The organism is Azospirillum sp. B21, assembly GCF_008364825.1.
Classification (GTDB): domain Bacteria; phylum Pseudomonadota; class Alphaproteobacteria; order Azospirillales; family Azospirillaceae; genus Azospirillum.
Genome location: NZ_VTTO01000004.1, coordinates 65,082 through 77,191, shown reverse-complemented (window position 1 = coordinate 77,191; position 12,110 = coordinate 65,082). Strand labels below are relative to the sequence as shown.

General features: G+C 63.6%; 9 protein-coding genes and 3 pseudogenes. 3 read left to right on the top strand and 9 right to left on the bottom strand.

Annotation, left to right across the window (positions count from 1 at the left end; all coding sequences use genetic code 11):
- Positions 1 to 95: 95 nt before the first annotated feature.
- From FZ983_RS11385 to FZ983_RS11370, 4 genes are all read right to left on the bottom strand, one after another.
- Positions 96 to 461: a response regulator gene (locus FZ983_RS11385; RefSeq protein ID WP_149223683.1), complete on the bottom strand. Its 366-nt coding sequence runs from the start codon at positions 459 to 461 to the stop codon at positions 96 to 98.
- Between the two features lie 158 nt (positions 462 to 619).
- A complete protein-coding gene (gene grpE / locus FZ983_RS11380; RefSeq protein ID WP_149223682.1) occupies positions 620 to 1,243 on the bottom strand; it encodes a nucleotide exchange factor GrpE in 624 nt (207 codons plus the stop codon).
- A 57-nt stretch (positions 1,244 to 1,300) separates the two neighbouring features.
- Positions 1,301 to 2,341 carry a heat-inducible transcriptional repressor HrcA gene (gene hrcA, locus FZ983_RS11375; protein ID WP_149223681.1) on the bottom strand — a complete coding sequence of 347 codons (1,041 nt, stop codon included), beginning with the start codon at positions 2,339 to 2,341 and terminating at the stop codon, positions 1,301 to 1,303.
- A 151-nt stretch (positions 2,342 to 2,492) separates the two neighbouring features.
- Positions 2,493 to 3,239: a creatininase family protein gene (locus FZ983_RS11370; RefSeq protein WP_149223680.1), complete on the bottom strand. Its 747-nt coding sequence runs from the start codon at positions 3,237 to 3,239 to the stop codon at positions 2,493 to 2,495.
- A gap of 235 nt (positions 3,240 to 3,474) precedes the next feature.
- Between FZ983_RS11370 and FZ983_RS11365 the strand changes: the two are divergent.
- Positions 3,475 to 4,629 (top strand): annotated as a pseudogene (locus tag FZ983_RS11365) (YifB family Mg chelatase-like AAA ATPase); the annotation flags it as partial.
- Positions 4,630 to 5,057: 428 nt separating this feature from the next.
- Complete coding sequence (locus tag FZ983_RS11360; protein WP_149223679.1) at positions 5,058 to 5,450, top strand: nuclear transport factor 2 family protein; 393 nt, start codon at positions 5,058 to 5,060, stop codon at positions 5,448 to 5,450.
- A 32-nt stretch (positions 5,451 to 5,482) separates the two neighbouring features.
- On the opposite strand, the pseudogene FZ983_RS11355 reads toward FZ983_RS11360, so the two are convergent.
- The 5 genes and pseudogenes from FZ983_RS11355 to FZ983_RS11340 form a co-directional block, all read right to left on the bottom strand.
- Positions 5,483 to 6,556: pseudogene (locus FZ983_RS11355) on the bottom strand (IS630 family transposase).
- Between the two features lie 958 nt (positions 6,557 to 7,514).
- On the bottom strand, positions 7,515 to 7,763 hold the full coding sequence (locus FZ983_RS11350; protein ID WP_149223678.1) for a type II toxin-antitoxin system prevent-host-death family antitoxin: 249 nt from the start codon (positions 7,761 to 7,763) through the stop codon (positions 7,515 to 7,517).
- Between the two features lies 1 nt (position 7,764).
- Positions 7,765 to 7,932, bottom strand: a complete 168-nt coding sequence (locus FZ983_RS34045; protein WP_188092299.1) for a hypothetical protein — start codon at positions 7,930 to 7,932, stop codon at positions 7,765 to 7,767.
- Positions 7,933 to 8,625: 693 nt separating this feature from the next.
- On the bottom strand, positions 8,626 to 10,143 hold the full coding sequence (locus FZ983_RS11345; RefSeq protein ID WP_149223677.1) for a sensor domain-containing diguanylate cyclase: 1,518 nt from the start codon (positions 10,141 to 10,143) through the stop codon (positions 8,626 to 8,628).
- 530 nt (positions 10,144 to 10,673) lie between these two features.
- Positions 10,674 to 10,793 (bottom strand): annotated as a pseudogene (locus FZ983_RS11340) (IS5/IS1182 family transposase); the annotation flags it as partial.
- A gap of 308 nt (positions 10,794 to 11,101) precedes the next feature.
- Between FZ983_RS11340 and FZ983_RS11335 the strand changes: the two are divergent.
- Positions 11,102 to 11,461 carry a recombinase family protein gene (locus tag FZ983_RS11335; RefSeq protein WP_149223676.1) on the top strand — a complete coding sequence of 120 codons (360 nt, stop codon included), beginning with the start codon at positions 11,102 to 11,104 and terminating at the stop codon, positions 11,459 to 11,461.
- Positions 11,462 to 12,110: the final 649 nt, after the last annotated feature.

Genomic DNA, 12,110 nt, shown 5'->3' with positions numbered 1-12,110 from the left:
CGCATGGCAGCTCTTCGACAAAAATCCTGCAACGTACCCCCTCACCCCGACCCTCTCCCCAGGGGGGAGAGGGGGAAATCCCGGAGAGAGACGGCTTACGGACAAACCTTCCGCACCGTCTCCACCAGCTTTTCCGGATTGAAGGGCTTCACCAGCCAGCCGGTGGCACCGGCTTCGCGGCCGGCGGTCTTCTTGGCGGGGTCGGCTTCTGTGGTCAGCAACAGCACCGGAGTGGCGCGGTTGAGGGCCGAGGCGCGGATGGCGCGGGTCAGGGCCAGCCCGTCCAAGCCCGGCATGTTCAGGTCGGTGATGATGCAGTCGAACTTGCGCTGGCTGATCAGCGCAAGTCCGGCATTGCCGTCCGACGCCTCCGCCACCTCATAGCCGGCGCCTTTCAGCGTGAACCCTACCATGTCGCGGATGGTCTTGGAATCGTCGACGGTCAGGACGCTCTTGGGCATGGAACGCGGCTCCGGTTGCTCGGCCGAAAGGAATAAGGGAAAGGCCTAGGCAATTTCCCGGTGACCGTCAACCGCTGGCGTCCCCTATTCCGAACAACGCCAAGCCCCCGGCCCGGCGGCATCGCCGCTGAACTGGGGGCTTTGCGGAGGCTGTATGCTTACGCCTTCGTATCGACGTGCTGTCCGCCCGCGTCACCGCCCTTGGCGACGCCGACCATCGCCTCGCGCAGCAGGCGGCCATGGATGGTGTAGCCGGGCTGCAGCACCTGGACGACGGTGCCGGCGGCCTTGCCGGTGTTCTCGATCTCGAACATGACCTGATGGAAGTTCGGGTCGAACGGCTCGCCGGCCGGGTCCAGCTTCTTGATGCCGGCGCGGTCGAAGGCGGCGAACAGCTGGCGCTCGGTCGCCTCGACGCCGACGGCGAGGCCCTTCAGCATCTCGTCCTGCTCGCGGCCCTCGGCCGGGACGGCGTCCAGCGCACGGCGCAGGTTGTCGGCGACCGACACCAGTTCCTTGGCGAAGCTGGACACGGCGAACTTGCTGGCGTCCTCGCGGTCGCGCTGGGCACGGCGGCGGGTGTTCTCCGTCTCCGCCATGGCGCGCAGAAGCTGGTCCTTCAGGCTGGCGACCTCCGCCTCCAGCTTGGCGACGCGGTCCTCGGGCGAACCGGCATCGGCACCGTTGGGGGCACCGTTGGGGGCGGCCGTGTTGGCGGTCTCGGCGGTGGCCTCGGTCGGCTCCACGGTGGCGTCGGCGGGCTTGTTCTGCTCTTCGCTCATGGTTTTCTCAATTCTTGCTTGGTCAGTATGGCGGGGAGTGAGGCGAGGTGAGAACGGTCAGCCGATCAGCCGGCTGACCACCTTGGCGGTGTAATCCACCAGCGGAATGATGCGGGCGTAGTTGATGCGGGTCGGGCCGATGACCCCGATGGCGCCGATCACCTGCTCGCGGCTGTTCTGGAACGGGGAGATGATCATCGAACAGCCGGAGTGGTTGAACAGCACGTTCTCCGCCCCGATGAAGATCTGCACGCCGTCGCCGCGGCCGGTGGCGTCCAGCATGCGCAGCATGGTCTCCTTGGTCTCCAGCGCCTCGAACAGGGCGCGCACGCGCTCCAGGTCCGACAGGGCGGTGACGTCCTCCAGCAGGCGGGACTGGCCGCGGACGATCAACTGGCCGGCGTTCGACCCGCCGCTGCCGGCCCAGGTGGCGAGCCCTGCGGCGACCACCTTGCGCGACAGCTCGTCCAACTGGGTCTTCTGCTGTTCGATCTCCTGCAGCACCTCCTGCCGGGCCTCGTCCAGCGTACGCCCGGCGAGCTTGGCGCTGAGGAAGTTCGACACCGTCTGCAGGGTGGAGGTGGGGACCCCCATCGGCACCTCGATCACCCGGTTCTCGACCAGCCCATCCTCGTTCACCAGAACGACGAGGGCGCGGCCGGGGCCGAGCGACACGAATTCGATGTGCTTCAGCGGTCGGTCGGTCTTGGGCGCCACCACCAGGCCGGCGCAGTGCGACAGGCCGGACAGCATGGTCGACGCCTCCCCCAGCACGTCGGCGAAGGCGCGGCCGGAGGCGGAGCATTTCGCTTCGATCGAGGCGCGCTCGTCCTCGGTCAGCGACCCGATCTCCAGCAGGCCGTCGACGAACATGCGCAGGCCGGCGTCGGTCGGGATGCGGCCGGCGGAGGTGTGCGGGGCGTAGAGCAGCCCCTGCTCCTCCAGGTCGGCCATCACGTTGCGGATGGTCGCGGGCGACAAGGCCATGCCAAGCCGCCGCGAAATGGTGCGCGAGCCGACCGGTTCGCCCGACGCCACATAGGCGTCGACGATCAGTCGGAAGACTTCGCGCGATCGCTGGTTCAGCTCGTTGATCATGGACGTCTGGCGGTCTTTTCTGGGCCGTCGTTTCGCATTCGGCCGACGGGGATCGGGAATCCCGTCGACCGGTCCGAATTTAGGCAGGTCCAACCGCCGAATCAACGTGCGGGGCGAAGAAGCCCCGCCCACCTGCGACCGCGGGCCGTCCTCACTGCTCCGACAGGAAGGCGCGGTACTGGGCGCTGATGGCGCCGACCGCCGCCTCGTACAGGCGCTGGCCGTGCTCGGGGCGGGCAAGGCCGGGGGCCGAGCCGATGCGGCCGTCGGGATAGCGGCGGCGGAAGTCGCGGGCGTCGTGGAAACCGCCGGCCGGCGCCTGTTCCGGTTCCAGCGCCGCGGTCTTGATCGAATCGGGATAGGCATACTGGGTCAGCGACACCTCGCTGGGCGTGGCGTGCGAGCCTTCCTTGCCCTGGTACAGCTCGCGCGACAGCCGGCCGACCTCGCCGTTCTCCCACCAGTTCACCAGGGTGCAACGCAGATCCGGCGCGTCGCGGCCGCGCAGCGCGCGGTTCTCCGCATAGATCTCGTAGAAGGCGGCGCGCAGCGTGGCGATGTTGCCGCCATGGCCGTTGACGAAGAAGAAGCGCTCGAACCCGTGTTCGGCCAGCGAGCCGACATAGTCGCGCAGCACCGCGATCAGCGTCGACGGCTTCAGCGTCATCGAGCCGGGGAATTCCATGTGGTGGACGGCCATGCCGACCGGGATGGTCGGGCCGACCAGCGCGCCGGTGGCGTCGCCGACCCCCTTCGCGATGACTTCGGCGCAGATGGCATCGGTGCCGACCAGCCCGTTCGGCCCGTGCTGCTCGGTCGAGCCGATCGGCATGATGATGCCCTTGGAGGTCTTCAGATAGGCCTCGACCTCGGCCCAGGTGCTCAGGTGAAGCTGCACGGTGGCGGTTCCTTTTTTATGATGCGTGCCGGGATTGCGGCCCGGAATGGGTTGGCCCTCATGTTAGGCGGCTGGCCGGCTGCGACAACCGTTCCCTGCGCCGGGCGGGCATGCCGGGGCCGGAGAGGCGGCGGATACACATCCGGCGCCGGCATCCCGTGCTGGCGCAATGGTATGGCAGTGACTACAATCGCGTGCATTCCGCCCGATCGGGCGTCTCTTCCGGGGTGAAGTGGTGGTTGCGCGCGTCAACACGGTGGCGTTCCAGGGCATCGAGGTGCTGGGGATCGACGTCCAGGTCCAGATGTCCGGGGGAATCGTCGCCTTCACCGTCGTCGGCCTGCCCGACAAGGCGGTGGGGGAGAGCCGGGAGCGGGTGCGCGCCGCCCTGCATGCGCTGGGGCTGGCGCTGCCGGCCAAGCGGATCACCGTCAACCTCGCCCCCGCCGACGTGCTGAAGGAGGGAAGCCATTTCGACCTGCCGATCGCGCTTGGCCTGCTGACGGTGATGGGGGTGCTGCCGGATGCGGAGATCGCCCGCTATGTGGCGTTGGGCGAACTGGCGCTGGACGGTGCCCTGACGCCGGTGGCCGGCGTGCTGCCCGCCGCCATCGACGCGCTGGCCAATGACCGCGGTCTGATCTGCCCGGCGGCTTGCGGCGGGGAGGCGGCCTGGGCCGGTCCCGATCTGGACGTGCTGGCGCCGGCCAACCTGCTGGCCCTCATCAACCACTTCAAGGGCACCCAGGTGCTGACCCCGCCCAAGCCGCGCATGCAGGAACAGGATGCGCCGCCGCCCGACCTGCGTGACGTGAAGGGTAACGAGACCGCCAAGCGCGCGCTGGAGGTCGCCGCCGCCGGCTCGCACAATCTGCTGATGATCGGGCCGCCCGGCTCCGGCAAGTCGATGCTGGCCGCCCGCCTGCCCGGCCTTCTGCCGCCGCTCGACCCGGCGGAGGCGCTGGAGGTGTCGATGATCCACAGCGTCGGCGGGCTGCTGGAGGAGGGACGGCTGCTGCGCCAGCGCCCCTACCGTTCGCCGCACCAGTCGGCCAGCCTGCCGGCGCTGGTCGGCGGCGGCACGCGGGCCAAGCCGGGGGAGATTTCCCTGGCACACCAGGGCGTTCTGTTCCTCGACGAGTTGCCGGAGTTTCCCCGCCCGCTGCTGGAGGCATTGCGTCAACCCCTGGAGACCGGCAAGGCGGTGGTCAGCCGCGCCAACCATCATGTGACCTATCCGGCGCGCGTGCAGCTGGTGGCGGCGATGAACCCCTGCCGCTGCGGCCATCTCGACGACGCCTCGCTCGCCTGCGCCCGCGCGCCGAAATGCGCCGCGGACTACCAGTCGAAGATCAGCGGGCCTTTGTTCGACCGTATCGACCTGCACATTGTTAATTACAGTTAAGTTTCAGACTCTTCAGCTAACTATCAGACTGGTTCAGTTAAATTTCAGACTTGGCGTTCCGTGCCTTGTACCCTCACAGGCTGGTGGCGCCGTCGTCTGTCGTGATGGCATGGAGGATACTGCGTGCGACTGGTGGCCCGAACCAGACAGATGGTATCGTTTGTAGCTGGGCAGAAGCGCGGCGTGCTGTTGTCATCCGCAAATCCGGCGTCGTTCTTCGTTGGCCGTGGATGCCCTTGTCAAGCTCGGGCATGACACCATAGGGCTGTTCAAACCGTCTGAAGAACCTCACCAGTTTGCAGTGGCAAATGCGGCGACGGCCGGCCTTTCGATACCCGTCCGCGCTGCGGACGTGCGGAACACGGAGGAGTATCCTAGCGCAGCTGCGCCGAAACTTTCCCAAGGGGTGTGCCATGGCGACATCCGCAACCAAAACCTTCAACTTCGGTGACCTGAAACAGGCCCTTGAACATAGCGACGCCACCACCTTGGTCGGGCTCTACGCCGATGATGCCGAGATGGTGATCGTCGATCGCAACCGTCCGCCCAGTTCGCCGATGACGTTGTCGGGCAGGGAGGCGATTGCGGCGTTCTGGCGCGATGTCTGCTCCAGGGACATGACGCATCGCGTCGGTCATGAGGTGGTTGGGCCGGACCGCGCCGCCTTCGTCGAGGAGTGCGCCTATTCTGACGGGTGCCACGTGATGTCGGCGATGACCCTCGAACTGCGGAACGGCCGGATCGCAAAGCACCTCACTGTCCAGGCATGGGACGAGGTCAGTTGCGCGACTGGCCGAGCATCCTGAAGAACACCCTCCCCACGCCGTAGAGAGGGTGTTCAATGGCGCGAGGATGACGCTCGTTCAGCCTTGTTGATGCTGGCGATGATGCGGTCGGGATTGGCGGTCCAGACGAAGCGCTTGGCGGTCTTGTTGTGCTCCTTGATGAAGCGGTGGATGGCAGCCTGAAGATCGACGATGCCGCGGAAGCTGCCCCGGCGCAGGCGCTTGTGGGTTAGCTTGGCGAAGAAGCCCTCCACCGCGTTCAGCCAAGACGCCGAGGTCGGGGTGAAGTGGAAGACCCAGCGCGGGTGCTTCTCCAGCCAAGCACGGACCTTCGGGTGCTTGTGGGTGGCGTCGTTGTCCAGGATGACATGCACCACCTTACAGACCGGCACCGCCGCCTGGACGGCGTTGAGAAAGCGGATGAACTCCTGATGCCGGTGCCGTGCCGCGCATTGGCCGAGCACAGTACCGTCCAGCACGTTCAGTGCTGCGAACAGCGTCGTCGTGCCGTGCCGGGTGTAGTCGTGCGTGTGCGTGGCGGGTTGGCCCTTGGCCAGCGGCAACGCCGGCTGGGTGCGCTCGAGGGCTTGAATCTGCGACTTCTCATCGACCGACGGCACCAGCGCGTGCTGCGGCGGGTCCATGTACAGGCCGACCATGTCCTGAACCTTCTCGACGAACTTGGGATCGCGCGAGAGCTTGAAGGTGCGCACCCGATGCGGCTTGAGGCCGTGAGCGCGCCAGATCCGGTGCACGCTGGTATCGCTCACCCCACTGGCCGCCACCATCGTGCGGCTGCTCCAGTGCGTGGCTTCATCGGGCGGTTCCTGGAGCGTCATCTCCACCACGCGCTCGACCACCTCCGGCGCCAAGGGTGGGATGCGTGACGGGCTCGTCTTGTCGCGCACCAGCCCGTCCACGCCCTACTCCTGAACGCGGCGTTGCCAGCGGTGCACGGTCGGCAAGGCGACGCTGACCCCCCGGGCAATGGCGCCGTTCAGGTGCATGCCGTCGCTCAGCAGAGCGATCCGGGCGCGCGGTACCAGCTTCTGCGGCGTGTTGCCGCTGCGGACAAGGGCCGCCAACCGCTTCCGGTCGGCAGGCGCCAGCTTCAGGTCAATGGCCACTGCGAGACATCCATGCCCCGCAGCCTGCCAGCATCCTTTGTAGAACGTAACTGCCCGTTCGGCGCGGACCACTAGGCGACGGAGGGGGCAAAGATGGAATAGACTAGGCAATGCAAAAAGGGCAGCCGTTGCACCGGCCGCCCTTTCTAGAAAATGAGTATGCTCTTGCGCATCCCTCAACCACACAATTACGAGGATTGCGCACGGGTGTGGGTTTGTCAAGCGCTGATTACTTCAGTGCTCGAGAGAGCTATTGCCATTCGCTCATCTGGTCGTCCACCGGAGATTTCGCTTGAACACGCCGGGTGTATTCTATGCGCCGTTCTTTCCGGAGAATGGCCCGTGGAAGATGTTGCCCGTATGTTTCAGGTTAGTCGCACCACGGTGTGGACAATCCAAAAACCGCGTCCGGATAGCCGGTTTTGGGGCTTAGAGTTCGATCGCGAAAATCCCATGGCAGGCCTCTCCAGAAGGAGGCGATCGTAGCGGCATGTGTTCCCACCAGTCGAGAAGGGCTACGTTCATGAAAGCTTGCTACGTGTTGTGGCTGGTAAACGTAGAGAGGACCAGCCAGACAGAAGAGAGTATTCAGGTTGGTTTGAACTCCGGAACAGTCAATCACATCGTGCGTAGACGGCGTTTCCGACATGCCTACCCGATCTGTCCACCGCATCGCCGGGATTGATTTCGGTACGGCTGCGGATTGACTTCGCCTTGCCGACGGCGATCCGCAGCGTTCACGCCACGTCTTCAAGTCGATCGACGTGTCGATGAGAACGACATCGGCGCCCTGGGGCATCTCCATGGCGATGGTATTCAGTCATCGGCCGCAGCCGGGCGTAGCCGCGTTGACGCGTGATCGTCCTGACGAGAACCCGGTCATCCATGGGCGTGCCGGGTCCCTGGAAACGCTGCTTATGAATCGACAGCCAACGGGTGTTGCACCCGGTGGGACCACTCATCGCCGGTTGTACAAGGACGTGCGATCCACTCTGCGAGTGTCGAGATGCACACCCTCATCCAGGGTTTGGAACAAGCGGTTCCAAGCCGAGCAGGCATCGCCATTGGCTGAGGGTGACGCATATGGCTCCAGCCGCGCCATGGGTTGCCCGCGCTGGGTGATGATCACCGTCCGGCCGCTGGCGGCCTGCTTGAGGATCGCAGAGAATTGCCGTCTGGCATCGGTTGCGGATATGAGACGAGGCATGTCACTGCTCAGTATCGGACGGCGATGGATCGGCGACTTGAACGATTGGAGCGATGCCCCGCAGTCGCCTGACGGCTTCCAGAGCGGCTGGAAGGTGGCTGATTGTTTGATCGCAAAGTGCGAGCATATCGCTTTTCTCATCCGCTGACATGCTGTCGATGCTTTCCATGGCGAGTGCCTTCTGGCGCTTGCCCAGAGGCAGGAGGTCGATGACTGTCCGGAGGCGTTCTTGGCGATCTGTGCCCTGCCGATCTGTGCCCTGCATGACCCACCCCACTGTAGCGGTCGTTCCGCGCCCTGCATGCCGCACCTGACGGTGGTGATGGTACGCCGACCGACCGGGTCATGGAAGGCACCCTTGACCGTCGCCCGGGTCAGCCGGCCGACTGGCGTGGCGGCTCGCTCAGACGGGCCGGGACGGGGCAGGAGGGGGGAGCGGTGCCAAAGCGTGCATCGTGACAGTTCAATGAGTTGCAACGGTTTGAGGATGAACCGGTCGGCACCCGTCTACTGCCCCTGGTGTCGATCAACTGACGAAGTTCGCGAGATGTTCGGGGCTGTCACCCCTCTTCCGGCGTTATTTGGCAGATCAGAGGTGTGAAATAAGAGTGACTCATGTGAAAAGCCCGGGGCGTAAGCCGCGGGCGAAGGGCATCCCACCGAGAGTGCAAGGAGAACTCCCGAAGCGCTGACGTGCCCACCGCAGTCCGCTTCCTCTGCAGCTTCGGCCATGGTCCCCAAGGTGACCGATCGGTTTGGTATCTTGTCGCGCGGCATCAGCCAGGTGCCGGCGCAAGCAGCAGGAGCGAGGCCTCTCAGCCAGACCGGTTCCCGTCCCCTGCGACCAAAGGGGCGCAGCGGCTCAGGCAACTATTCTGCTGTCGCAAGACAGGCAAGGCTCTTGCGCCGGTTCGTGAATGGACCACACCCCTTTTCCTGCCGTCTTGGCACGATACATCGCGGCGTCTGCCAAGCGCAGAACACAGCCCACGTCGTCACACTCGTCCGCGGTGAGCGCAATTCCGACGCTGCACCCCACCCCCAGATCCAGCTCGCGAACGTCCCTGATGATGCGGGCGGCGACGCCGGTGGCGACGGCCCGGACATCGGGGCCATGTCCGGACAGGCAGATGACGAACTCATCGCCGCCAAGCCGGCCGAGCAGATCGCTGTCCCGAGTGGTCCGGCGCATGATCTCGGCAACCATCCTCAGGACCTTGTCGCCTTGCTCGTGGCCATGGCGATCGTTGACACCCTTGAAGCCGTCCAGGTCGATGTAGAGAAAGGCCAGGGTGGCCCTCTTTTTCTTGGCGCTCAGGTGCAGTTCCTCCGCCATTTCCAGGAACAGCCCTCGGGCGGGCAGACCGGTCAGGGCATCGCGCCGGGCCTGATGGAGTTCGGCATCCAGTTGCCGTGCAGCGCCTTCTGCTTCGAGCGCACGCTTTTGGACATGGTGTTCGCGGCGGATCATGCCGGCCCCCCATAGGAGCAGGAGCAGGACGAGGATCGTGGTCAGAATCACTTCGGCGATGAACCAGAGTGAACGGGACTGCCAAGCGGCAAACACCGATCCGCTGTCGATCCCGGCATAGACGACCAGGTTCAGATTGGGAATGAGCCGGTAGGCCGCGAGCCTCTCCGTGCCATCCAGCATGGATCGTGCCCAGTAGACGCCGGTTGGAGAGCGTGGGAGTTGTTCCTGAAAGAGCGGTCCGTTCCGGTTGTTCTTGCCGATGTGGTTGGCGAGGTCCGGGTTACGGGCAACGATCTCGCCGTCGGTGCGGAAGACTGTGACGGTGGTCTCCAGCCCGAAGGACATCAAGGCATAGAAGTTGACCAACCATTCCGTCTTCATTGCGGTACTTGCGACGCCGATGATTTCGCCGGTCCAGTCGCGGATCGGTCGCGCGATGATGAAGATGATACGGTTGTCCAAACGACTGCGCAGTGCCGGACTGATCACGAGGTCGGCGCCCTCCATCACCGCCCGGAAATAGGGGCGATCGGCAATGTTGATCGGTCGGTCCTGCTGCCGCCCGGTCCCGACCACGCTGTTTCCCTTGGCGTCGAACAGCCAGAGAGTGTCGCCACCGTCCACATTGGCGAGTGCGTCGCGCAGTCGGTACCAGTAAGGGGGAACTCGGACGGCCTCCAGGCTGCCGGCGTCGTCGACCACAGTGGCAGCTTGGCGCAAGGCGATGTCTGCGCCTCTGGTGGTATGCAGGACATGGGATTCGACGACCTTGGCCATGTCGGCGGCAAGCGCCTCCATCTGTGCGATGGTGGTCTGCCGGTCCCGCCAAACGACGTGGACCGTCATGCCTATGACGACGATCAAAGCCAATGCGGCGGCGAGCAGAGCGCTTTTGTGTCGGGGCATGGCAACTCCGCTGCAACAGCGAGATGATAAGAACGTCAACTCTTAGGCAAGGAGCATACCAGAGCGAGAGGTTCAGATATGCGCGGGGGAACCCTGATCGGTCCCTGCATCATTGCAGGTCGCCTCGCAAAACTGGAGGCGCTGGGCAGAATGCGGTTGCGTCGGACAGCGGAAGGGACCGTTTCAAGAGTGGATGGGTCCCCTTCGCTTTCGGTTGCAAAAACCGGTGTTCCATAATCGCTGTCCGGCGCCCCGGTTGTCGAGGGCGTAAGCGCTTGGTCCGCCACGACTTCGCGCATCGCGCAAACTTGTGAAATCCGGGCCAGCCGGGGACGAACTCAACATCTTGTCGCGACCGCCTTTCATCCAGCCATTTCTGGTTGAAGTCCGGCTTGGCTGGGTCTCATCCGGCAAAACGACTGCTGGTCAGAACGGGTCAGGTTGGATTCACATCATCTTCCCACATCCCGGACAGTCTGATCATTCGACTTTGCGCATTCCAGGACTACCGTCTCGCATAGGGTCCGGACTCATAACCAGTAGGCGACGGTTGCGGCGATGTGGGCTGCGGCCATAAAGTTGGTTGCGGAGCGGTCATAGCGGGTGGCGATGCGCCGGAAGTCCTTGAGGCGTCCGAACATGCGCTCAACGGGCTGATCGCAAATGATAAATTCTGCTTGTCACGCTCAGGATGGCTTTTCCTGAGTTGGTGGCGGGTTGCTTTGCGTCTACGGGATTGTATTCAAATAGGCGTGAGCACGGTTCCCGGTCTGAACGCAGATCGGGGAGGTGCCGATAAAGCGCCACTGGCAAATTCGCCGCCAAATGCAGGCGACGATGGATCGGGCCCGGCGATGGGATCGGGCATACATGCTCATCCTGGAGATGACCCTTCAGGCCGTCTCGCCGGCTTCACCGCAAGCGGTCGATCCCTCCCCACCAGCACAGGAGGGGAATCATGAGGACAGCGTTCTATGTGCGGGTTTCGACCTCACGGCAAGCCCAAGCGCAGACCATTGAGCAGCAACTCGATCGCCGTCGCACGCATATGCAGGAGCAAGGCGAGGACATCGTCAGCGAGACCATCTTTCGCGATGACGGCTATAGCGGGAATCACAACGCCCCCCTGCGGAAAAGACTCTTTATGGGTTCGGACCCTAGCCGTCGCACCGGCGTTACCGTTTCAGCTTTCGATGGTTGCATCTGCTGCTGGTTGCGGATCATCTCACCAGAGAGTCGGTCGCCGGCGGATAATCGGTCGAAGCGCATCGTCATGGCAGGCCTATGCCGTAACCCTGTAAGCCAACCATCGGGTTAACGCGAGCTTGACGGTTACCCCGAACTGCTGAGGACGGTGGAGCTTTGGTACATGGGCTTCTCCCTATATTCGCGCGTTGTACGATTACACTCCGTTACAATCAAGAAATCTGTTGCACCATTTCGTTCAGTGACAACATCGGATGCAAGCGTAATCTCTGATGCTAAAGCAAAAATGAGGAACCGCAGAGTTCCAATCAAACAGAATGGGAGGAATGATGATAACATATGCTTTTCGGAGTGAGCTGAAATCCATAATGCCATACCCCGATATGCAGGATATATGCATATCATCCGCAAAATATAACCGAAGGGCCGGGGTCACAGGGTTTATGGTTGAGTGTGGTGGTGTGTTCCTTCAGATTTTGGAGGGGCCTGACGATGCTGTTATCTCGATCTTTCGTAGGATATCCATCGACACGCGACACCATCACGTGGATCTTCTGCTTTCCAATGACGGGTTGAGGCAGCGGCAATTCGGTGCTTGGGCCATGAACCTGATGTTTATGGATGACCCGATCCTCTGGAGCCAAGTGATTGGCTCCCTAAGCCCATACGATGATTTCTTGCAGCGATCACAAGACCCCATCTTTTCACTTGGCTTGCTGTCACATGCTTACAAATACGCTTGCGCTGCAGCGGGCGTGGAC